This is a genomic window from Enterobacter quasimori (genome assembly GCF_018597345.1).
GTDB lineage: Bacteria > Pseudomonadota > Gammaproteobacteria > Enterobacterales > Enterobacteriaceae > Enterobacter > Enterobacter mori.
In genome coordinates this window covers 44,032-65,704 of record NZ_JAHEVU010000009.1, presented here as the reverse complement: position 1 = coordinate 65,704, position 21,673 = coordinate 44,032, and the positions used below count along the sequence as shown (strand labels likewise).

The following is a 21,673-nucleotide window of genomic DNA, read 5'->3' as shown; positions in this document are numbered from 1 at the left end:
CACAATGGAAAAGGTTGTCATTGTTGATGCGATTCGCACCCCGATGGGCCGTTCAAAAGGCGGCGCGTTCCGTAACGTGCGTGCGGAAGACCTCTCCGCGCACCTGATGCGTAGCCTGCTGGCGCGTAACCCGGCGCTGGATCCTGCTGCGCTGGACGATATCTACTGGGGCTGCGTGCAGCAGACCCTGGAACAGGGCTTCAACATCGCCCGCAACGCGTCGCTGCTGGCGGAGATCCCGCACTCGGTTCCGGCGGTCACCGTCAACCGCCTGTGCGGTTCGTCCATGCAGGCGCTGCACGACGCGGCGCGCATGATCATGACCGGCGATGCGCAGGCCTGTCTGGTGGGCGGCGTTGAGCACATGGGCCACGTGCCGATGAGCCACGGGGTCGATTTCCACCCGGGCATGAGCCGTAACGTGGCGAAAGCCGCGGGGATGATGGGCCTGACCGCCGAGATGCTCTCCCGCCTCCATGGCATCAGCCGTGAAATGCAGGATGCCTTTGCCGCGCGCTCTCACGCTCGCGCCTGGGCCGCCACGCAGTCCGGTGCCTTTAAGAATGAGATCATCCCGACCGGCGGTCACGACGCAGACGGCGTACTGAAGCAGTTCAGCTACGACGAAGTCATCCGCCCGGAAACCACGGTCGAAGCGCTGTCTACCCTGCGCCCGGCGTTTGACCCCGTCACCGGTACGGTCACGGCGGGAACGTCGTCCGCCCTGTCCGACGGTGCCGCGGCGATGCTGGTGATGAGCGAAAGCCGCGCCCGCGAGCTGGGCTTAACCCCTCGCGCTCGGGTACGTTCGATGGCGGTCGTGGGCTGCGATCCGTCAATCATGGGCTACGGCCCGGTTCCGGCCTCGAAGCTGGCGTTGAAAAAAGCGGGCTTAACCGCCAGCGACATCGATCTGTTCGAGATGAACGAAGCCTTCGCCGCGCAGATCCTGCCGTGCATCAAAGATCTGGGGCTGATGGATCAGATCGACGAGAAGATTAACCTCAACGGCGGCGCGATCGCCCTCGGTCACCCGCTGGGCTGTTCCGGCGCGCGCATCAGCACGACGCTGATCAACCTGATGGAACGCAAAGATGCCCAGTTTGGTCTGGCAACAATGTGTATCGGGCTGGGTCAGGGTATCGCGACGGTATTTGAGAGAGTGTAATAAAAAAAGCCGGGCTGCTTTTGCAGCCCGGCATGAGTTTAGTTGCCGTTCTTCCCGCCTGTCAGGGGCGGGTTTTTTGCATTACTGCAGCAGCGAAATATCCGCCACGCGCAGGAACAGCTCGCGCAGTTTCTCGAGCATCGAGAGACGGTTAATACGCAGATCTTTATCTTCCACGTTCACCATCACTTTCTCGAAGAAGGCGTCGATAACGTCACGCAGTTCCGCCAGCTCCACCAGCGCTTCCTGGTAGCGACCTTCCGCGAAGACCGGCTCGAGCTTGTCGCGCAGCACCACAACCTGCATCGCCAGGGCGATCTCTTCCGGCTCTTTCAGCGTCGCGGCGTTTACGCGCTCGTTCAGCGTCTCGTCGGATTTCGCCAGAATGTTGGATACACGCTTGTTGGCCGCCGCCAGAGCAGATGCCGCTTCCAGGGTACGGAAGTGGGATACCGCCTTCATACGCGCATCGAAATCAGCCGGACGGGTCGGACGACGCGCCAGCACCGCCTGAATGGTGTCAACGGTGTAACCTTCATCCTGATACCAGGCGCGGAAACGACCGAGCATGAAGTCGATGACGTCATCCACCACGTTCGCGTTGGTCAGCTTGTCGCCGTACAGACGCACCGCTTCTTCGGTCAGGGTCTGCAGATCGAGGTTCAGATTCTTCTCAACGATGATACGCAGCACGCCCAGCGCGGCACGACGCAGCGCGAACGGGTCTTTGTCGCCTTTCGGGTGCTGACCGATACCGAAGATACCCGCCAGGGTGTCCATCTTATCGGCAATCGCCACGGCGCAGGCAACCGGGTTGGACGGCAGATCGTCACCCGCAAAGCGCGGCTGATACTGCTCGTTCAGGGCCACGGCCACGTCTTCCGCTTCGCCATCGTGACGCGCGTAGTGCATGCCCATCACGCCCTGGGTGTCGGTAAATTCGAACACCATGTTGGTCATCAGGTCGCACTTGGACAGCAGGCCCGCGCGGGTCGCGTGGTTGACGTCGGCACCGATTTCACGGGCGATCCAGCCGGACAGCTCCGCGATACGATCGGTTTTGTCGCGCAGCGTGCCCAGCTGCTGCTGGAACAGCACGGTCTGCAGGCGCGGCAGGTTATCTTCCAGACGCTTTTTACGGTCGGTGTTGAAGAAGAACTCCGCATCCGCCAGACGTGGGCGCACCACTTTCTCGTTACCGGAGATAATCTGGATCGGATCTTTCGATTCGATGTTCGCCACGAAGATGAAGTTTGGCAGCAGCTTGCCGTCGTTGGCGTATACCGGGAAGTACTTCTGGTCACCCTTCATGGTGTAGACCAGCGCTTCAGCCGGAACGGCCAGGAATTTCTCTTCGAACTTCGCGGTCAGCACAACTGGCCATTCCACCAGAGAGGTCACTTCTTCCAGCAGGCTTTCGCTCAGGTCGGCGTTACCGCCAATCTTGCGCGCCGCGTCTTCCGCGTCCGCTTTGATTTTGGCTTTACGCTGTTCGTAGTCGGCAATGACTTTACCGCGCTCCAGCAGGATCTGCGGATACTGGTCGGCATTGTCGATGGTGAACTCCGGCTCACCCATAAAGCGGTGGCCGCGGATCACGCGGTCGGACGCCACGCCCAGAATGGTGGCTGGAATCACGGTATCGCCCAGCAGCAGGGTCACGGTGTGAACCGGACGCACGAAGTGCACGTCGGACGCGCCCCAGCGCATCAGCTTAGGAATTGGCAGCTTAGCCAGTGAGGTCGCGATCATGTCCGGCAGCAGCGCTTCCGCGCTTTCGCCTTTCACATGTGCACGATACAGCAGCCACTCGCCTTTGTCGGTGGTCAGACGCTCGGCCTGATCAACGGTGATGCCGCAGCCGCGCGCCCAGCCTTCTGCCGCCTTGCTCGGCTTGCCTTCGGCGTCGAACGCCTGGGCAATGGCCGGGCCACGTTTTTCCACTTCACGATCCGGCTGAGACGCCGCCAGATTTGTCACTTTCAGCGCCAGACGGCGCGGTGCGGCAAACCACTCAATTTTACCGTGTGCCAGGCCAGCGTTATCCAGCTCGGCGGTCACGTTCGCAGCAAAAGATTCAGCCAGGCTGCGCAGGGCTTTTGGTGGCAGCTCTTCGGTGCCGATTTCCACCAGGAAAGTTTTTTCAGACATGGCCGCCTCTTATTTGTTTCGGTTGCACATCGGGAAGCCAAGGGCTTCACGGGACGCATAGTAAGCTTCTGCAACGGCTTTGGTCAGGGTACGAATACGCAGAATGTAGCGCTGACGTTCAGTCACGGAGATGGCTTTGCGGGCATCCAGCAGGTTGAAGCTGTGGGCGGCCTTCAGAATACGCTCGTAGGCAGGCAGCGGCAGCGGAGTCTCCAGCGCCAGCAGCTGCTGCGCTTCTTTCTCGTACTGCTCGAAGCAGGTGAACAGGAAGTCCACGTCCGCGTATTCGAAGTTATAGGTGGATTGCTCCACTTCGTTCTGATGGAACACGTCGCCGTAGGTGGTTTTACCCAGCGGGCCGTCGCTCCAGACCAGGTCGTAAACGCTGTCTACGCCCTGAATATACATGGCCAGACGTTCCAGACCGTAGGTGATTTCACCGGTGATCGGCTTACATTCCAGACCGCCAACCTGCTGGAAGTAGGTGAACTGCGTCACTTCCATGCCGTTCAGCCACACTTCCCAGCCCAGACCCCAGGCACCCAGCGTTGGGTTTTCCCAGTTATCTTCCACGAAACGAATGTCGTGAATGGTCGGGTCCATACCCAGCTCTTTCAGCGACCCGAGGTACAGTTCCTGAATGTTGTCTGGTGATGGCTTAATCACCACCTGGAACTGATAGTAGTGCTGCAGACGGTTCGGGTTTTCGCCGTAACGGCCATCGGTAGGACGGCGGGAAGGCTGCACATACGCGGTCGCCATTGGCTCCGGCCCCAACGCGCGCAAGCTGGTCATTGGGTGCGAGGTGCCTGCGCCAACTTCCATGTCCAAAGGTTGAACAATGGTGCAGCCCTGACGAGCCCAGTAATCCTGTAAGGTCAGGATCAGGCCCTGGAAGGTCTTGGTATCAAACTTTTGCATAGTATTTCGTGCTGGATACGTGTGGTTTTAAATGGAAGGGATCAGTATACCCGCTGGCTGCAAGATATACAGTACGAAACGGGGTTGTTTAAGATAAATTGGGGAATAAGGCGCGCAGCCAGAACGCCAGGGCATTGTGGCTGCTGATTATACGAGCAGATTAGCGCATCGAGAGATGCAAAAACTGGCCGTCCGCGTCAAAAGAACAGACAAAGCCTTCTTTACGCGCAGTATAGCCTTTTAGCTCATAGCTTCCCTGAAAGCGCTCAAATCCGTTAACCGTAATTTTCTGCACCTGTGAATTATAGCGGCGAGCTGCCTGGTCTTTGCAGAGCTGCTCCATATTCAGCGAACGTTCAGGGCTGATTTTCCCCTGCTGTGCTTTTTGTTCAGGCACGCCCTGCGAGGCGCTGCACCCCGCCAGTATGAGTAGCAGAAAGAGTGGCGCCACACGCTTCATCATCATTTTTATTACCGCCCTGGTCAGTGGCTGTTATTTTTAATATCAACGCTTTTATAGATTATGGTGCGTCATTCTGCGAATCTCGTGCTCCACGTACAAGTTACGCGAGTTAAACTCAGAATTTTCCAAGGGAAGACTTTACCCTAATCGCAGTCACACTCTGTTTACAGGGAATAAGAGGAACTGATGTCGTCAAAAATTAACTGGATTGATAACCTGCGAGGAATAGCCTGTCTGATGGTGGTGATGATCCACACGACGACCTGGTACGTCACTAACGCGCACAGCATCAGCCACGTTAACTGGGATATCGCTAATATACTTAACTCCGCTTCCCGCGTGAGTGTGCCGCTGTTCTTTATGATTTCCGGCTTTCTCTTCTTTGGCGAACGCAGTGCGCAGCCGAGGCATTTTATCCGCATCGCCTCATGCCTGGTTTTTTACAGCGTCGTTGCGCTGCTCTATATCACGCTTTTCACCTCAATTAACGCCGAGCTTTCGCTGAAAAACGTGCTGCAAAAACCGATCTTCTATCATCTGTGGTTCTTCTTCGCCATTATCGTTATTTATCTGGTTTCCCCGCTAATCCAGGTAAAAAACGTCAGCGGCAAGATGCTCCTGGCCCTGATGGTGGTGATTGGCGTGGTGGCAAACCCCAATACCGTCTCGCAGAAAATTGACGGATTTGAATGGTTGCCGGTCAATCTCTATATCAACGGCGATACCTTTTACTACGTGCTGTACGGCATGCTGGGGCGCGCCATTGGCATGATGGAGACACAAAAAAGGAGGATGAACTGGCTTTGTGGGGCGCTGTTTATCATCGGTGTGGTCGTGATTTCGCGCGGTACGCTTTATGAGCTGAAGTGGCGCGGGAATTTTGCCGATACCTGGTACCTTTACTGCGGGCCGATGGTCTTTATCTGCGCCATCTCCCTGCTGATACTCGTCAAAAATACGCTGAATGAACGCCCGCTTCCCCTGCTGGGATTTATTTCGCGCCACTCGCTGGGAATTTACGGTTTTCACGCGCTGGTGATCCACGCTCTTCGCACGCGTGGCATTGAGTTCAAAAGCTGGCCGCTGCTGGATATTGTCTGGATTTTTGCCGCCACGCTGGTCGTGAGCTTATTGCTGTCGATGTTGTTGCAAAAAATAGATACCCATCGCTTCGTTAGCTAGCGATTCGCTGCCGGGCACGGTGGAACTGGCGCGGGGAGGAAAACCCTGCCGCCAGCGACGCCTGCTCCACCCCACGCCCCTGCAACAACCACTGTTCGGCCACGGCCAGACGCAATTGCTCAAGGTAATCCCGAACGCTTATACCTAAATGTTCCTGAAAAAGCCGGGTCAGATGGCGCGGGCTGACGTGCGCCTGCGCGGCGATATCCGGTATCTGCCACGCTTTTTGCGGCTCAGCGGTAAGGGCGTCCTGCGCGCGGTGGATCGCCGGGTGAAGATGATTGCGGTAGCGTAACCAGGGCGAAAGCTGCGGATCGCCCCCGGAGCGGCGGAACCAGACCACCATCTCACGCGCGACGGACAGGGCTTTTTCTGGCCCACAAAGGCGGTTAATCATATGCAGCGCCAGATCGATACCCGACGTGATCCCTGCGCTGGTCCAGATATTCTCGTCCTGCACGAAGATCCGGTTCTCTTTAATCGTCGCCGTGGGGGCTGCGGCGCGTAAGCGGCTAATGACGTCATGATGCGTGGTGCACTGCCGGTTATTCAACAAGCCCGACTTTGCCGCCAGCAGCGCGCCAGAACAGACGCACATCACGGCGATATCCTGGCGCTGGATCTGCGGCTGCAGGCGCATCAGCCAGTGCTGAACCTGCTGCGCCAGAGGGGTTGAGAACTGAACGTGGGAGTCGCTGACTCCCGGCAGCACAAGCAAACTCCCTTCCGGCAGACGTTCCGGCAGCGGCTGAATGCCGCTCATCGTCAGGCCAATCGACGTCTGAACGTCAGGCTGCGGGCCAATGTAATGGAGGCGAAACGCGTCGCCCGCCAGCACGAAGGTTTCTGCCGGGCCGGTCATGTCTAATGACAGCACCCCGGGCAACATAACGAACCAGACGTCGATGCTCATTACAGTGACTCCAGCGTCTCCGCTACCGTTTTAATCTCGGCAAAACGCCCGGCCAGCACCGTCTCGGTGCGATGGCGCAGTTCGTCAGCGCTAAGGGTAATTCCTTTGTGCGTCATCGGGAACGTCAGCGTGGCCTCGCTCACAAAGGTCACAGCATAGCCCAGATCGGAGGCCACCCGTGCGGTGGTTTCACAACATTGTTCTGTGCGAATGCCGCAGATAATCAGTCGGTTGATATCCCGCTCGCGCAGCCAGCGGTCGAGCCCGGTATCCGTGAAGGCATTATGGACGTGTTTCTGGAAAACCACATCCGGCTGATGACGTAAAAAGGCCATCGGTTTGACAAAGCCGCTTTCCAGGGTGAAAGGACCGTCTTCATCTACATGAAAAATATCAACGACCGGGATACTGCGCGACTGACAGCCTTCAATCAGACCCAGCATGGCCTGCTGAAAGGCAGGAATATCGCCCTCCTGCCAGTACACGCGATGATGAAATGACTGCTGAGTGTCAATATTGATTAATGCGGTGCGGGACATGATGGAACTCCTCGTCAGTGGGTATGACCATATCCTGACGAGGAAACGCAGGCACGAACAGACCAAAAAAGTACATCGTCATGCCTCTATCAGACAATCGTTTATGACATCAACGGCACCAGCTGCTGGTAGATCCTGCGGAACACATCACGCCTTTCCGCGTAGCGCGAATGACGTGCTGCGTCAGGAAGATGCGTTTGTTCAAGCGCCAGCTGTGGCAGCAACTGTGCGAGCGGTTTGTCAGGGTTCACGGCTATCTGTGCCAGGCGCGCTGCGCCGAGCGCAGGCCCGACGTCGCCCCCGGTGCGATAATCAAGCTGTAGCCCGCTAATGTCAGACAACATCTGGCGCCAGTAACTGCTGCGCGCGCCGCCGCCAATGAGCGTAATGCTTGATGGCTTCAGCCCACAATCATGTACGACGTCCATCCCATCCGCCAGCGCATACCCGACGCCCTCCAGTACCGCACGCGCCAGTTCAGCCGGGCCATGCTGATGGGTTAAGCCAAAGAACACCCCTTTCGCTTCCGGGTTGTTGTGTGGCGTACGCTCGCCGGAAAGATAGGGTAAAAACCAGACGGCACCGGCATTTTCATCCGCCTGCTGCGCGGCTTCGATAAACGCAGGGACATCCGCCATTCCGGTCAGCTTCGCTGCCCAGTCAAGGCAGGATGCCGCACTCAGCATCACCGACATCAAATGCCATTTCCCCGGCAGGGCATGACAGAAACTGTGGACCGCGCTTTCAGGATTGCTGCGATAACCGTCGCTGACGGCAAAATAGACGCCGGAGGTTCCCAGCGAGAGCATCGCCTGCCCTGCCTCCACCATCCCGACACCGACAGCGCCCGCCGCGTTGTCGCCGCCGCCAGCCACCACAGGTACGGCAGGCATATTCCAGCGTTCAGCAATGGAGGACTGCAGTGTGCCGGTGACCTCGCTGCCTTCGAAGAGCGCAGGCATATGGTCACGAGTCAGATGGCAGGCATCCAGCATCGCCTCGCTCCAGTCGCGTTTCGCCACATCGAGCCACATCGTGCCCGCCGCGTCAGACATATCACTGGCGAAATCACCCGTCATGCGAAAACGCAGATAATCTTTCGGCAGCAGAACTTTCGCTACCTGACGGAAAATCTCAGGTTCATGGCGCTGTACCCACAAGAGTTTTGGTGCGGTGAAGCCCGGCATCATCAGGTTGCCGGTGATGGCACGAGAGGTCGGTACGCGTTCCTCAAGAAGCGCGCACTCTTCTGCACAGCGACCGTCGTTCCAGAGGATCGCTGGACGCAACACGCGGTGCTGGCTGTCCAGCAGCGTTGCGCCGTGCATTTGTCCGGCAATCCCCAGCGCTTTTACGTCACGGAGACTGTGCTGCGCGCCTAAGGTTGTGATTGCGCGATCCGTCGCCTGCCACCACTGCTCCGGGTCCTGTTCAGACCACAGCGGATGCGGACGTGAAACCTGCAGTTTTTCCGTCTGCGTGGCTAACACGTCGCCCTGTTCGCTTAACAGGATGGCTTTCACACCCGATGTGCCAAGATCGATCCCGATATACATTGTGGTGACTCCTTTGACAGAAATGCCCGGTGGCGCTGCGCTTACCGGGCCTGGATGCTGTTATTTATCGAACAGGTAGTGATTGACCAGGTTTTCCAGCAGTTCCTGGTGTCCGCTCTGATGCTGCGGTGCCAGCTGATGCTGTTCAGCGTACTTCGCGATCTCCGCAAGCGATAACTGGCCTTTCAAAATTTGCTGGCCCAGCTCACTGTTCCAGCCGCTATAACGCTTCGCCACGCGTTTATCCAGCTCACCGTCTTCAATCATTCGAGCGGCGATTTTCAGCGCCAGCGCCATGGTGTCCATCGCGCCAATATGACCGTAGAACAGATCGTACTTATCGGTGCTTTGGCGACGCACTTTAGCGTCAAAGTTCAGGCCGCCGGTGGTGAAGCCCCCCGCTTTGATGATTTCGTACATCACCAGCGCATTCTCTTCCACGCTGTTCGGGAACTGGTCGGTGTCCCAGCCGAGCTGCGCGTCGCCGCGGTTTGCATCCACAGAACCAAAGATGCCCAGCGCAATGGCGGACGCAATTTCGTGATGGAAAGAGTGACCCGCAAGCGTAGCGTGGTTAGCCTCAATGTTCACTTTGATCTCTTTTTCCAGACCAAACTGCTTCAGGAAGCCGTACACGGTTGCAACGTCATAATCGTACTGATGCTTGGTTGGCTCTTGCGGTTTAGGTTCAATCAGCAGCGTACCGCGGAAACCGATTTTATGTTTATGCTCGACGACCATCTGCATAAAGCGACCAATCTGCTCACGCTCCTGACGCAGATCGGTGTTAAGCAGGGTTTCGTAACCTTCACGGCCGCCCCACAGTACATAGTTCTCGCCGCCCAGCTGATGCGTGGCGTTCATCGCCGTCACCACCTGTGTGGCCGCCCAACTGAACACTTCGGGATCCGGATTCGTTGCCGCGCCCGCGCCATAGCGAGGGTTAGTGAAGCAGTTTGCCGTGCCCCACAGCAGCTTCACGCCGCTCTGCTGCTGTTTTGCCGCCAGCACGTCCACCATCTGCGCGAAGTTGTTCAGATACTCTTTCAGCGACGCGCCTTCCGGAGAAACATCCACATCGTGGAAGCAGTAGTACGGCACGTTCAGCTTGTTGAAGAACTCAAACGCGACATCCGCTTTACGCTTCGCCAGTTCGATGGCTTCGCCAGGCTGTTGCCATGGACGATCAAAAGAACCCACACCGAACATATCGGCACCATTCCAGCAGAAGGTATGCCAGTAACAGGCGGCAAAGCGCAGATGATCTTCCATGCGCTTACCCAGCACCAGCTCTTCCGGGTTGTAGTGACGAAATGCTAAAGGATTGGTCGTTTTCGTGCCTTCGTAACGAACGCGATCGAGTTGGTCGAAATAAGCTTGCATATTGAGCTCCATAATCAGGGTATGCGGCGTGTCGTAGATACAGGAGTAATAGTGAATACACATTCCGGCTTGCTCAATTACGTTATTTCACACTGCTATTGAGAGAATGCACAACTGTGCGCTGGCTCGCAAAATAATGCGCAGACAAACTATTTTTCGGTGCAGATTCCAGAATCAAATGTAATTAATAAGTTACGTATTTTAAAATCCGATCGCGGTCATAAATTCAGAAATAAACCAAATATCATAATGAGAAGATAAAAATCTGTAATTGCCAGCGGGCCTTTCCACGTTAAAAATTTGCTGCGTCTCAGCAGTGAATGTTTCTTTTATCTCAGCGACACATCCCCTACAAAAAGGCCTAATAATTATGAAGATAAAGAACCTGTCCCTTACACTCTGTACTACTCTCCTGCTTGCAAGCTTTGCCGGGCACGCCAAAGAGGTGAAAATCGGCATGGCCATTGACGACCTGCGCCTGGAGCGCTGGCAGAAAGATCGCGATATTTTTGTCAAAAAAGCGGAATCCCTCGGCGCAAGCGTGTTTGTTCAGTCGGCTAACGGCAACGAAGAAACGCAAATGTCGCAAATTGAGAATATGATCAACCGTGGCGTCGATGTGCTGGTCATTATCCCGTATAACGGCCAGGTATTAAGTAACGTGGTGAAAGAAGCCAAACAAGAAGGCATAAAAGTATTAGCCTATGACCGCATGATTAATAACGCGGACATTGATTATTATATTTCGTTCGACAACGAAAAAGTGGGCGAATTACAAGCCAAAAGCCTGGTCGATAAAGTGCCAGAAGGGAATTATTTCCTGATGGGTGGTTCGCCAGTAGATAACAACGCCAAACTGTTCCGCGAAGGACAAATGAAAGTCCTTAAACCGTACATCGACAACGGGAAAATTAAAGTGGTTGGCGATCAGTGGGCTGATGGTTGGCTCCCGGAAAACGCGCTAAAAATTATGGAAAACGCGCTGACGGCCAACAACAACAAAATTGATGCCGTCGTGGCCTCTAACGATGCCACCGCTGGCGGCGCGATTCAGGCCCTGAGCGCCCAAGGGCTGGCTGGCAAAGTCGCTATCTCCGGACAGGATGCCGATCTCGCCGGGGTAAAACGCATCATTGCAGGCACCCAAACCATGACGGTTTACAAGCCCATCACCGAACTTGCAAATACGGCGGCTGAAATTGCCGTTGAGCTGGGTCAGGGCCAACAGCCTAAATCTGACGCGACGCTGAACAACGGGCTCAAAGATGTTCCGGCCCGTCTGCTCACCCCGATTGAAGTCAATAAAGAGAATATTGACGCCACTGTCATTAAAGACGGTTTCCACAAGAAGAGTGAACTGTAATCCCGCGCAGCCCCTGCCCGGCAGGGGCGCACCGGTCTGTCCTGTTCTCCCTCAGGTCACGTGGAGCAGCTATGTCTTATTTACTGGAAATGAAGAGCATCACTAAAGCCTTTGGCGCGGTGAAAGCGGTCGATAACGTGAGCCTGCGGCTAAACCCTGGCGAAGTGGTCTCGCTGTGCGGTGAAAACGGTTCGGGCAAGTCGACGCTAATGAAAGTGCTGTGCGGGATCTATCCGCATGGCAGCTATGAGGGTGAAATCGTCTTTTCCGGTGAGGTCATTCAGGCCACACACATTCGCGATACTGAGCGTAAAGGTATCGCCATTATTCATCAGGAACTGGCGCTGGTGAAGCACCTCACCGTGCTGGAAAATATCTTCCTGGGTGCCGAAATCTCACGTCACGGCGTGCTGGATTACGACACCATGACGCTGCGCTGTGAAAAGCTGCTGGCGCAGGTAAGTCTCAGCATTTCACCGGATACCCGCGTGGGAGATCTTGGCCTGGGGCAGCAGCAGTTGGTCGAAATCGCCAAGGCCCTGAACAAGCAGGTAAGACTGCTGATCCTCGATGAGCCAACGGCCTCGCTTACTGAACAGGAAACCGCTGTTCTGCTCAATATCATCCGCGATCTGCAAAACCACGGTATCGCCTGCATCTATATTTCGCACAAGCTTAATGAGGTGAAAGCCATTTCGGACACCATCTGCGTGATCCGCGACGGGCAGCACATCGGCACCCGTGAAGCGGAGGGCATGAGTGAAGATGACATCATCACTATGATGGTGGGACGCGAACTCACTGCGCTCTATCCGAACGAACCCCACGCCGTGGGAGATGAAATCCTGCGCGTGGAAAATCTCACCGCGTGGCACCCCGTTAACCGCCACATTAAGCGCGTCAATAACGTCTCGTTTTCCCTTCACCGTGGCGAAATTCTTGGGATTGCGGGCCTCGTCGGTGCCGGGCGCACCGAAGCCGTACAGTGCCTGTTCGGCGTCTGGCCCGGACGCTGGGAAGGCAGCATTTACATTGATGGTCAGCCGGTGAAAATCGACAACTGCCAGCAGGCGATTGCCCATGGCATTGCCATGGTGCCAGAGGATCGCAAAAAGGACGGCATCGTGCCGGTAATGGCTGTCGGGAAAAACATCACGCTGGCGGCGCTAAACCAGTTCTCCGGTGCCCTGACGAGCCTGGACGACGCTGCCGAGCAGCAGTGCATTCTTCAGTCTCTCGCCAGGCTCAAGGTGAAAACCTCCTCACCAGAACTGGCCATTGGACGCCTCAGCGGGGGGAACCAGCAAAAGGCGATTCTGGCGCGCTGCCTGCTACTTAACCCGCGAATTTTAATTCTGGATGAACCGACGCGCGGGATTGATATCGGCGCGAAGTATGAAATTTACAAGCTGATTAATCAGCTTGTACAGCAAGGGATTGCCGTCATTGTCATTTCGTCTGAGTTACCCGAAGTGCTCGGCCTGAGCGACCGAGTGCTGGTTATGCACGAGGGGAAACTGAAAGCCAACCTGATTAACCAGAACCTGACGCAGGAGCAGGTGATGGAAGCCGCCCTAAGGAGCGAACGTCATGTCGAAAAGCAATCCGTCTGATATCAAAGTCGCCGTGCCGACGCCCGGTGCGTTCGCGGGGCTAAAAGCGCTAAACCTGCAGGTCTTCGTGATGATCGCGGCGATTATCGTCATCATGCTGTTCTTTACCTGGATGACCGATGGCTCATATTTGAGTGCTCGTAATATCTCTAACCTGCTGCGCCAGACTGCCATTACCGGCATTCTTGCCGTGGGGATGGTGTTTGTGATTATCTCAGCGGAGATTGACCTGTCGGTCGGGTCGATGATGGGCCTGCTCGGCGGCGTGGCGGCGATATTTGATGTCTGGCTCGGCTGGCCGCTGCCGCTCACCATTGTCGTGACGCTGGCGCTGGGTCTGGTACTGGGGGCGTGGAACGGGTGGTGGGTTGCCTACCGCAAGGTGCCGTCATTCATCGTCACCCTGGCCGGGATGCTGGCCTTCCGTGGGATTCTGATTGGCATCACCAACGGCACTACCGTCTCTCCCACCAGCGCGTCTATGTCGCAGATTGGGCAGAGCTACCTCTCTGATGGCATCGGCTTTACGATTGGCGTGGTGGGCATGATGGCCTTCATCGCATGGCAGTGGCGCGGCCGTATGCGCCGTCAGGCGCTGGGGCTGGCTTCTCCGGCATCGACCTCCGTGGTCGGTCGTCAGGCGCTCACCGCCGTGATTGTGCTGGGTGCCATCTGGCTGCTGAACGATTACCGCGGTGTCCCGACGCCCGTTCTGCTGCTGGCGTTCCTGCTGCTGGGCGGCATGTTTATGGCGACGCGCACCGCGTTTGGTCGTCGTATTTATGCCATTGGCGGTAATCTTGAGGCGGCACGTCTGTCAGGGATCAACGTCGAACGCACCAAACTCGCTGTCTTTGCCATCAACGGCCTGATGGTGGCGATTGCAGGGCTGATCCTCAGCTCACGTCTGGGGGCCGGTTCACCGTCGGCAGGAAACATTGCCGAGTTGGATGCCATCGCTGCGTGTGTCATCGGCGGGACCAGTCTCGCAGGCGGTGTCGGCAGCGTGGCAGGTGCGGTAATGGGCGCATTTATTATGGCTTCGCTGGATAACGGGATGAGCATGATGGACGTCCCAACGTTTTGGCAGTATATCGTGAAGGGAGCGATTCTTTTGCTGGCAGTCTGGATGGACTCTGCAACCAAGCGACGTGCCTGAGAACAGTATTGTTACTTATTTGGGAAAGTGAGCCATGTTTGAAAAGCGTCACCGCATTACGTTGTTATTCAATGCCAACAAAGCCTACGACCGTCAGGTGGTTGAAGGGGTTGGTGAATATTTGCAGGCGTCGCAATCCGAGTGGGATATTTTCATTGAAGAAGATTTTCGCACCCGTCTGGAGAACATCAAAGACTGGCTGGGCGATGGCGTTATCGCTGACTATGACGATCCCGTCATTGAGCAATTGCTAACAGACGTCGACGTTCCCATTGTGGGCGTCGGCGGCTCGTATCATTCGCCCGATCGCTATCCACCAGTCCACTACATCGCAACCGATAACCATGCGCTGGTCGAGGCCGCTTTTCTCCATTTAAAAGAGAAAGGCGTGCATCGCTTTGCGTTTTACGGGTTGCCCTCTTCAAGCGGCAAACGGTGGGCGGTAGAGCGCGAGCATGCGTTCTGCCAGCTGGTCGCAAAGGAGAAATATCGTGGTGTGGTGTATCAGGGGTTGGAAACCGCACCGGAAAACTGGCAGCACGCGCAAAACCGCCTGGCGGACTGGCTGCAAACTCTGCCGCCCCAGACAGGGATTATTGCGGTAACAGATGCTCGTGCGCGCCACGTGCTGCAGGTCTGCGAACATTTGCATATTCCGGTGCCTGAAAAGCTGTGCGTAATTGGTATCGATAACGAAGAGTTAACCCGCTATTTGTCTCGCGTGGCGCTCTCCTCTGTCGCGCAGGGAACCCGTCAAATGGGCTATCAGGCCGCGAAACTCCTGCACCGCCTGCTGGACAACGAAGCCTTGCCGCTTCAGCGCCTGCTGGTTCCGCCTGTGCGTGTCGTCGAACGCCGATCAACCGATTATCGTTCCTTAAGCGACCCGGCCGTCATTCAGGCCATGCACTACATTCGTAACCACGCCTGCAAAGGCATTAAGGTGGATCAGGTGCTGGATTCGGTCGGCATTTCTCGCTCAAACCTGGAAAAACGCTTTAAAGAAGAAGTGGGTGAAACCATTCACGCCGTTATTCATGCGGAAAAACTGGAGAAAGCACGCAGCCTGCTGATCTCCACGTCGCTTTCCATCAATGAAATTTCACAGATGTGCGGCTACCCGTCGCTGCAGTATTTCTACTCGGTGTTCAGAAAGGAGTATGAGACGACGCCGAAAGAGTACCGGGAACGGTATAGCGAAGTGATGATCTAAAAAGAAAAACGCCTTCCGATGGAAGGCGTTTTTTGGGGATTACATATGCGCGGCAATTAAGCGCTGGTTATCCTGGTACATCGCAAACAGATAGTTGTTATAGCGCTGCCCCTGGGTGGAATAACCTTTCAGCTTGTGGATCATCGTGCTTGCCGTCACTTCCTGATCCGCTTTACGCAGCTGGGCGCGAGACTTACGGAACGAAGAGTAGGCCGGATGCGTGTTCAGATTCACGACATAGGCATTCACGGAATCTTTGACCGATTCAAACTGCGAGTAGCCTTTCACTTTACCGGGTGCATTGTTACAACGCCCTTTCACGCATTTCATGCCAAAAAGATTGTTGTTATTGCGCGCCAGCTTCGAGGTACCCCAACCGCTTTCAGCGGCGGCCATCGTTGCCACCATGCTGCCCGGAATGATGTCTACACGCTCCAGAAGTGAATTCCACGGCACATGACGCGTGTTGCCATTCCATTTCACCTTGTAGCGTTTTGAAATCTCTTTCAGGCGCGTGCGCTCAGACGGCGACCAGCGGCTATCGTACTGTTTTGAGATCAGCCAGTTACGATCTGCAGTAATCGCAGCATTTTGACTCGTGATGTAAGGCATTACCGTCCGGAGAAACGCTTTTTTCCTTGGTGTTCCGGAAGGGTATTTTCGCAAATCAGGAAGTGAACTACTCTTTGCACTATTGCGAGAATACTCTTGTTTACTGCTAACCTTACTACTTGTCGTCTTTATTACGTGGGCTTTCTTACTCGTTGTATCCGTGTGCGTCTTTGCAAGCACCTCACCCGAAAATGCCGTGGTGAGTAACATGAGTATCGCGGCCCCATATCGTCGAATGGGAGTCGATATCATTAGGTCTCCTGGTCGGATGTAATCATCCCAACACCTTATTTTTTTCACAAATTTGAGAGGGAATCTCAAATCATATCAAAAATAGTCTTCCAGAGCACGTATAGAAATAGTCCAAATCCGAAACTATGTCACCTGAAACATGCTCACTAAACCATCAATTCTGAAAAAATGTGTGCGATATCGCAGATAACTGCCTAATTTTGCGCGGGATCACTCATCCCTTCGCGTCCTCCTGGCAGAAACCATCGGAGGAGGAGTTTTTCCTCAGTACCCAGTGGCACACTGGTTAAAAAATCCGCGACAGGAAAATGAAATGAAACGCACCGCAGTGGCTCTCCTGATGTTTCCCGCGCTGGCACATGCAGACTGGTCATCGCCGGGATTTAGCGCATTTCGCGCGGAAGGTACCGGGGTCTTCACCAGTCAGGCAAAGCTCGCGAAGGGTACCCGTCCTTTAACAGTGAGTTTTGACAACACGTGCTGGCAGCCAACGGACGCCATAAAACTCAATGAGATGCTGTCGCTCAAGCGCTGCGAGGGCGCACCGCCACAGTGGCGGCTATTCCGTGACGGTGATTATCAGATGCGTGTCGATACCCGCTCCGGGACGCCGACCCTGATGCTGACCATTCAGAGCACAGCGGAGCAACCTGTCGCGAACGTCGCCCGTCAGTGTCCAACGTGGGATGGCAAACCTTTGACGCTGGAGGTAAGCGGTACCTTCCCGGAAGGCACGGTGGTGCGTGATTTCTACAGCAAACAGACGGCAACGGTGCAGAACGGCAAAATCACCCTACAGCCTGCCGCCAACAGCAACGGCCTGCTGCTGCTTGAGCGTGCCGAAACCGACCAGCCTGCCCCCTTCAGCTGGCAAAATGCCACCGTCTATTTCGTGCTGACCGACCGCTTTGTGAATGGCGACCCGAGCAACGACAACAGCTATGGCCGTCATAAAGACGGCATGCAGGAGATCGGCACCTTCCACGGCGGCGATCTCAAGGGGCTTACCGGCAAGCTCGACTACCTGCAGCAGCTGGGCGTCAACGCGCTGTGGATAAGCTCCCCGCTGGAGCAAATCCACGGCTGGGTGGGCGGCGGAACCAAAGGGGATTTCCCTCACTACGCCTATCACGGCTACTACACGCAGGACTGGACGAAACTCGATGCCAACATGGGCACCGAAGATGACCTGCGCCAGCTTGTCGACGAAGCGCACAAGCGCGGCATCCGCGTTCTTTTTGATATCGTCATGAACCACGTTGGTTATGCCACGCTGGCAGACATGCAGGAATATCAGTTTGGTGCCCTGTACCTGCAGGGCGATGAGCTGAAAAAAACGCTGGGCGATCGCTGGACGGACTGGAAGCCCGGCGCAGGCCAAAGCTGGCACAGCTTTAACGACTACATCAACTTTAGCGACAAAGCCGCATGGGAAAAATGGTGGGGCAAGAAATGGATCCGCACCGACATTGGTAATTACGACAACCCCGGCTTCGATGATTTGACCATGTCGCTGGCCTTCCTGCCGGATCTGAAAACGGAATCGACGACCCCGTCAGGTTTGCCGAACTTTTATCAACACAAGCCCGACACCGGCGCGAAAGCGATGACGAATTTCACGCCCCGGGATTACCTGACCCACTGGCTCAGCCAGTGGGTTCGTGACTACGGTATCGACGGCTTCCGGGTGGATACTGCAAAGCACGTTGAACTCGACGCATGGCAACAGCTGAAAGATCAGGCAGGCCAGGCACTGGCGGCGTGGAAAGCGGCTAACCCGGACAAAAAACTCGACAACGCACCGTTCTGGATGACCGGGGAATCCTGGGGCCACGGCGTGATGCAGAGCGATTATTACCGCCACGGCTTCGACGCGATGATCAATTTTGACTATCAGGAGCAGGCGGCGAAAGCGGTGGAGTGTCTGGCCGATATGGATCTCACCTGGCAGCAGATGGCGGAGAAGCTGCAAAGCTTCAACGTGCTGAGCTACCTCTCGTCACACGATACGCGCCTGTTCCGCGAAGGGGGCCAGCGCGCGGCGGAGCTGCTCCTGCTGGCACCGGGCAGCGTGCAGATTTACTACGGTGATGAATCAGAACGTCCGTTCGGCCCGACAGGCTCCGACCCGCTTCAGGGCACACGTTCGGACATGAACTGGCAGGATGTCACGGGCAAGCAGGCCCTAACCGTCGCCCACTGGCAAACTCTGGGTCAGTTCCGCGCCCGTCACCCGGCGATTGGTGAAGGCAAGCAAACCACGCTGTCAATGAAGGAAGGTTACGGCTTCGTGCGCGAGCACAAGGGCGATAAGGTGATGGTGGTATGGGCGGGTAATCAATAAACGGCCCCTCACCCTAACCCTCTCCCCACAGGGGAGAGGGCCGGGGTGAGGGGAGAAGCAAACCAGAACGATTCACTACACAAATCCAAACCTACCCTATAAAACAACAAATCCGACCACACCACCCGATTTGCACCAGCACGGTGCTAGCGTTATGGTTACCCACTTTCAAAATAAGCCCGACAGATCACCTGCTATGACGTTTTCACTTTTCGGCGACAAATTTACCCGCCATTCAGGCATTACCCGCCTGATGGAGGACCTCAACGACGGGCTGCGCACACCGGGCGCAATCATGCTCGGCGGCGGAAACCCGGCTCAAATTCCGGAGATGAATACCTATTTCCAGACGCTGCTCGCTCAGATGCTGGAAAGCGGCAAAGCAACCGATGCGCTTTGCAATTACGACGGCCCGCAGGGTAAAACCGAGCTGCTGAAACTCCTCGCCGAAATGCTGCGTGACGAGCTGGGCTGGGATATCGAACCACAGAATATTGCACTGACAAACGGCAGCCAGAGCGCGTTTTTCTACTTGTTTAACCTGTTCGCAGGACGTCGCGCCGACGGCACGACCAAAAAAGTGCTGTTCCCGCTGGCACCGGAGTATATCGGCTATGCCGATTCCGGCCTCGAAGAAGACCTGTTTGTCTCCGCGCGCCCGAACATCGAACTGCTGCCAGAAGGCCAGTTCAAATATCACGTCGATTTTGAACACCTGCATATTGGTGAAGAGACGGGCATGATCTGCGTATCACGTCCTACCAACCCAACGGGCAACGTGATTACCGATGACGAGCTGATGAAACTGGACGCGCTGGCCAATCAGCACGGCATCCCTTTGGTGATCGATAACGCCTACGGCGTGCCGTTCCCGGGGATAATCTTCAGCGAAGCCCGCCCGCTGTGGAACCCAAACATCGTTCTGTGCATGAGCCTGTCTAAACTGGGCCTGCCGGGCAGCCGCTGCGGCATCATCATTGCCAATGAAAAAATCATCACCGCCATTACCAACATGAACGGCATTATCAGTCTTTCACCCGGCGGCATTGGCCCGGCGATGATGTGCGAAATGATTAAGCGCAACGACCTGCTGCGCCTGTCGAATGACGTGATTAAGCCATTCTATTACCAGCGCGTTCAGGATACGATCGCGATACTTCGCCGCTATTTGCCGGAAGAACGCTGCCTGATCCACAAACCAGAAGGGGCGATTTTCCTCTGGCTGTGGTTCAAGGATCTGCCGATTACGACGGAACTTCTCTACCAGCGACTGAAAAAGCGTGGTGTGCTGATGGTGCCGGGCGATTACTTCTTCCCGGGGCTGGATAAACCGTGGCCGCACACGCACCAGTGCATGCGCATGAACTATGTGCCTGATCCAGAAAAAATCGAAGCGGGTGTGAAAATTCTCGCGGAAGAGATTGAGAACGCCTGGCGCGAAAACGGTCAGTAAGTTCTTACGCCAGATGATGCAGCCGTTCGGTGCGTAATCTGGCGGGATCGACACAGCTTAACGCGTGGGTCGGGCAAGCCTCAACGCAGGCAGGTCCGCCCTCGCGATGCGCGCATAAATCACATTTCAGCGCCTGCGCATGATCCCCCACCCTCTGTACCTGCATCGCCCCAAACGGGCACGCCACCATGCAGCTTTTGCACCCGATGCAGCGCGCCTGCTCAACGAGCCAGGCTCCGGCTGAGCGTCGGATTGCCCCGGTTGGGCACACATTTGCACAGGGCGCATCCTCGCACTGATGACACCCGACCGCGGTGGTATAAGAATCCCCTTTCACCACCCGAATGCGGGGCATGAAATTACTCGCGATGACGAATTCCTGATGCGAAACCGCACAGGCCACTTCGCAAGTGCGGCACCCAATGCATTTTTCCGAATCCGCCATGATAAATCGGTTCATCTGTTACGCCTCGCGCACGTTAAAACCCAGCTCTTTTGAGATAGCCTCTGCCGTTTCACGCAGCGGCTTGAGCAGGTTCTTCTCACCCACCTGCTTCATGCGCGACGTCGACAGCGAAATGGAGATCGCATACGGCACGCGCCCGTGGATATCAAAGACCGGCACGGCAATGCAGGAAACCCCCAGCTCGTTCTCTTCTTTATCCATCGCCATGCTGCGATCGCGAATTTCCGCCAGCTCATCATACATCGCACTCAGCTCGGTAATGGTGTTGCGGGTCAAGGGTTGGATCTGTTCCTGATGGCTTTCCCAGTAGCTCGCCACGTAATCCTGATGACCAAACGCCATGTAGATTTTGCCCATTGCAGAGCAGTAGAGCGGCATATGCTGGCCAATATAGGCACGCGTGCGCAGCATACCGGTTGTCGGTTCGAGCTTATAAATCAGGATCGCGTGGTCGTCCTCACGGCTGGAGAAGTTCACCGTTTCGCCGGTGGCAATGTTCAGCGCCTCAAGGTGCGGAGCGGCCACGTGAATGATATTCAGCGACGACAGGGCCTTTTGCCCGACGGCGATAAATTTGGTGGTCAGGCGATAGCTGCCCGCCGCGGGTGCCGGGGTCACGTACCCGCACGACTGTAGCCCCTGCAGTAAGCGGTGCACGGTGCTCTTATTCAGCCCCGCCAGTTCAGATAAGTGCGCAAGCGGACACCCGTTCGGATAGTTGCTGAGGATCTCAATCAGCATCAGGCCGCGAAACAAGCTCTGGCTACCTGCTGGCCTCTCTTTTTCTTGCATCATTTCGCTCTCTTTCGTGCTCATCAAATGGCTCCTTTTTGTCGCGCCCTGATGGTAGCGCAAAGTGTGGTTCAGTTCACGATCTCAACAGAAAAAACACAACCAATTGATTTTAATCGATTTTGAAAAA

The 21,673-nt window shown here is 55.8% G+C and carries 18 protein-coding genes; 8 read left to right on the top strand and 10 right to left on the bottom strand.

Features of this window, described 5'->3' with window-relative positions; all coding sequences use genetic code 11:
* Positions 1-4: 4 nt before the first annotated feature.
* Complete coding sequence (gene fadA / locus KK102_RS21605; protein ID WP_090420960.1) at positions 5-1,168, top strand: acetyl-CoA C-acyltransferase FadA; 1,164 nt, start codon at positions 5-7, stop codon at positions 1,166-1,168.
* 81 nt (positions 1,169-1,249) lie between these two features.
* Here fadA and glyS read toward each other — a convergent pair whose 3' ends face one another.
* The 3 genes from glyS to KK102_RS21590 all read right to left on the bottom strand — a co-directional run bounded on the left by glyS (position 1,250) and on the right by KK102_RS21590 (position 4,706).
* Positions 1,250-3,319, bottom strand: a complete 2,070-nt coding sequence (gene glyS / locus KK102_RS21600; protein WP_126546199.1) for a glycine--tRNA ligase subunit beta — start codon at positions 3,317-3,319, stop codon at positions 1,250-1,252.
* Between the two features lie 9 nt (positions 3,320-3,328).
* Positions 3,329-4,240, bottom strand: coding sequence for a glycine--tRNA ligase subunit alpha (glyQ, locus tag KK102_RS21595; RefSeq protein ID WP_003860141.1), 912 nt, complete (start codon positions 4,238-4,240; stop codon positions 3,329-3,331).
* Positions 4,241-4,400: 160 nt separating this feature from the next.
* Positions 4,401-4,706, bottom strand: coding sequence for a YsaB family lipoprotein (locus KK102_RS21590; protein ID WP_126546198.1), 306 nt, complete (start codon positions 4,704-4,706; stop codon positions 4,401-4,403).
* 183 nt (positions 4,707-4,889) lie between these two features.
* Between KK102_RS21590 and KK102_RS21585 the strand changes: the two genes are divergently transcribed.
* Positions 4,890-5,885, top strand: coding sequence for an acyltransferase (locus tag KK102_RS21585; RefSeq protein ID WP_126546197.1), 996 nt, complete (start codon positions 4,890-4,892; stop codon positions 5,883-5,885).
* Here the strand turns inward: KK102_RS21585 and KK102_RS21580 are convergent.
* The 4 genes from KK102_RS21580 to xylA form a co-directional block, all read right to left on the bottom strand.
* Positions 5,878-6,798, bottom strand: a complete 921-nt coding sequence (locus tag KK102_RS21580) for a GlxA family transcriptional regulator (protein ID WP_216358410.1) — start codon at positions 6,796-6,798, stop codon at positions 5,878-5,880. The two genes, KK102_RS21585 and KK102_RS21580, sit on opposite strands and share 8 nt — an antisense overlap.
* A complete protein-coding gene (locus KK102_RS21575; protein WP_126546195.1) occupies positions 6,798-7,337 on the bottom strand; it encodes an isochorismatase family protein in 540 nt (179 codons plus the stop codon). Before KK102_RS21575 ends, KK102_RS21580 begins: the two co-directional genes overlap by 1 nt.
* A 101-nt stretch (positions 7,338-7,438) precedes the next feature.
* The gene (gene xylB / locus KK102_RS21570; RefSeq protein ID WP_216358409.1) at positions 7,439-8,893 is read right to left on the bottom strand and encodes a xylulokinase; all 1,455 of its coding nucleotides are present in this window, start codon (positions 8,891-8,893) and stop codon (positions 7,439-7,441) included.
* Positions 8,894-8,953: 60 nt separating this feature from the next.
* Positions 8,954-10,276 (bottom strand): xylose isomerase, encoded by a 1,323-nt coding sequence (xylA, locus tag KK102_RS21565; protein WP_216358408.1) that lies wholly within the window; start codon positions 10,274-10,276, stop codon positions 8,954-8,956.
* Positions 10,277-10,646: 370 nt separating this feature from the next.
* On the opposite strand from xylA, the gene xylF reads away from it, so the two are divergent.
* The 4 genes from xylF (at position 10,647) to xylR (ending at position 15,624) form a co-directional block, all read left to right on the top strand.
* Positions 10,647-11,639, top strand: a complete 993-nt coding sequence (xylF, locus tag KK102_RS21560; RefSeq protein WP_126546191.1) for a D-xylose ABC transporter substrate-binding protein — start codon at positions 10,647-10,649, stop codon at positions 11,637-11,639.
* 71 nt (positions 11,640-11,710) lie between these two features.
* Positions 11,711-13,252, top strand: a complete 1,542-nt coding sequence (locus tag KK102_RS21555) for a xylose ABC transporter ATP-binding protein (RefSeq protein WP_216358407.1) — start codon at positions 11,711-11,713, stop codon at positions 13,250-13,252.
* Complete coding sequence (gene xylH, locus KK102_RS21550) at positions 13,230-14,411, top strand: xylose ABC transporter permease XylH (RefSeq protein WP_216358406.1); 1,182 nt, start codon at positions 13,230-13,232, stop codon at positions 14,409-14,411. The genes KK102_RS21555 and xylH overlap by 23 nt, the downstream gene beginning before the upstream one ends.
* 34 nt (positions 14,412-14,445) lie before the next feature.
* The gene (gene xylR, locus KK102_RS21545; RefSeq protein WP_216358405.1) at positions 14,446-15,624 is read left to right on the top strand and encodes a D-xylose utilization transcriptional activator XylR; all 1,179 of its coding nucleotides are present in this window, start codon (positions 14,446-14,448) and stop codon (positions 15,622-15,624) included.
* A 39-nt stretch (positions 15,625-15,663) separates the two neighbouring features.
* On the opposite strand, the gene KK102_RS21540 is transcribed toward xylR, so the two are convergent.
* Positions 15,664-16,488 (bottom strand): protein bax, encoded by an 825-nt coding sequence (locus tag KK102_RS21540; protein WP_126546188.1) that lies wholly within the window; start codon positions 16,486-16,488, stop codon positions 15,664-15,666.
* A 313-nt stretch (positions 16,489-16,801) separates the two neighbouring features.
* On the opposite strand from KK102_RS21540, the gene KK102_RS21535 reads away from it, so the two are divergent.
* Positions 16,802-18,832, top strand: a complete 2,031-nt coding sequence (locus tag KK102_RS21535) for an alpha-amylase (RefSeq protein WP_126546187.1) — start codon at positions 16,802-16,804, stop codon at positions 18,830-18,832.
* A 196-nt stretch (positions 18,833-19,028) separates the two neighbouring features.
* Complete coding sequence (avtA, locus tag KK102_RS21530; RefSeq protein ID WP_216358404.1) at positions 19,029-20,285, top strand: valine--pyruvate transaminase; 1,257 nt, start codon at positions 19,029-19,031, stop codon at positions 20,283-20,285.
* Positions 20,286-20,289: 4 nt separating this feature from the next.
* Here avtA and KK102_RS21525 read toward each other — a convergent pair whose 3' ends face one another.
* Positions 20,290-20,745 (bottom strand): 4Fe-4S dicluster domain-containing protein, encoded by a 456-nt coding sequence (locus KK102_RS21525; protein ID WP_216358403.1) that lies wholly within the window; start codon positions 20,743-20,745, stop codon positions 20,290-20,292.
* A gap of 3 nt (positions 20,746-20,748) precedes the next feature.
* A complete protein-coding gene (yiaJ, locus tag KK102_RS21520; protein WP_216358402.1) occupies positions 20,749-21,567 on the bottom strand; it encodes an IclR family transcriptional regulator YiaJ in 819 nt (272 codons plus the stop codon).
* Between the last annotated feature and the right edge of the window lie 106 nt (positions 21,568-21,673).

Excerpts from the sequence above, each read along its gene's own strand:
- KK102_RS21540 (WP_126546188.1), bottom strand. The coding sequence starts at position 16,488 with ATGATATCGACTCCCATTCGACGATATGGGGCCGCGATACTCATGTTA.
- glyQ (WP_003860141.1), bottom strand. The coding sequence starts at position 4,240 with ATGCAAAAGTTTGATACCAAGACCTTCCAGGGCCTGATCCTGACCTTA.
- xylB (WP_216358409.1), bottom strand. The coding sequence starts at position 8,893 with ATGTATATCGGGATCGATCTTGGCACATCGGGTGTGAAAGCCATCCTG.
- xylH (WP_216358406.1), top strand. The coding sequence starts at position 13,230 with ATGTCGAAAAGCAATCCGTCTGATATCAAAGTCGCCGTGCCGACGCCC.
- glyS (WP_126546199.1), bottom strand. The coding sequence starts at position 3,319 with ATGTCTGAAAAAACTTTCCTGGTGGAAATCGGCACCGAAGAGCTGCCA.
- fadA (WP_090420960.1), top strand. The coding sequence starts at position 5 with ATGGAAAAGGTTGTCATTGTTGATGCGATTCGCACCCCGATGGGCCGT.
- yiaJ (WP_216358402.1), bottom strand. The coding sequence starts at position 21,567 with ATGAGCACGAAAGAGAGCGAAATGATGCAAGAAAAAGAGAGGCCAGCA.
- KK102_RS21525 (WP_216358403.1), bottom strand. The coding sequence starts at position 20,745 with ATGAACCGATTTATCATGGCGGATTCGGAAAAATGCATTGGGTGCCGC.
- KK102_RS21590 (WP_126546198.1), bottom strand. The coding sequence starts at position 4,706 with ATGATGATGAAGCGTGTGGCGCCACTCTTTCTGCTACTCATACTGGCG.
- KK102_RS21555 (WP_216358407.1), top strand. The coding sequence starts at position 11,711 with ATGTCTTATTTACTGGAAATGAAGAGCATCACTAAAGCCTTTGGCGCG.
- KK102_RS21585 (WP_126546197.1), top strand. The coding sequence starts at position 4,890 with ATGTCGTCAAAAATTAACTGGATTGATAACCTGCGAGGAATAGCCTGT.
- KK102_RS21580 (WP_216358410.1), bottom strand. The coding sequence starts at position 6,798 with ATGAGCATCGACGTCTGGTTCGTTATGTTGCCCGGGGTGCTGTCATTA.
- KK102_RS21575 (WP_126546195.1), bottom strand. The coding sequence starts at position 7,337 with ATGTCCCGCACCGCATTAATCAATATTGACACTCAGCAGTCATTTCAT.
- avtA (WP_216358404.1), top strand. The coding sequence starts at position 19,029 with ATGACGTTTTCACTTTTCGGCGACAAATTTACCCGCCATTCAGGCATT.
- KK102_RS21535 (WP_126546187.1), top strand. The coding sequence starts at position 16,802 with ATGAAACGCACCGCAGTGGCTCTCCTGATGTTTCCCGCGCTGGCACAT.
- xylF (WP_126546191.1), top strand. The coding sequence starts at position 10,647 with ATGAAGATAAAGAACCTGTCCCTTACACTCTGTACTACTCTCCTGCTT.
- xylA (WP_216358408.1), bottom strand. The coding sequence starts at position 10,276 with ATGCAAGCTTATTTCGACCAACTCGATCGCGTTCGTTACGAAGGCACG.
- xylR (WP_216358405.1), top strand. The coding sequence starts at position 14,446 with ATGTTTGAAAAGCGTCACCGCATTACGTTGTTATTCAATGCCAACAAA.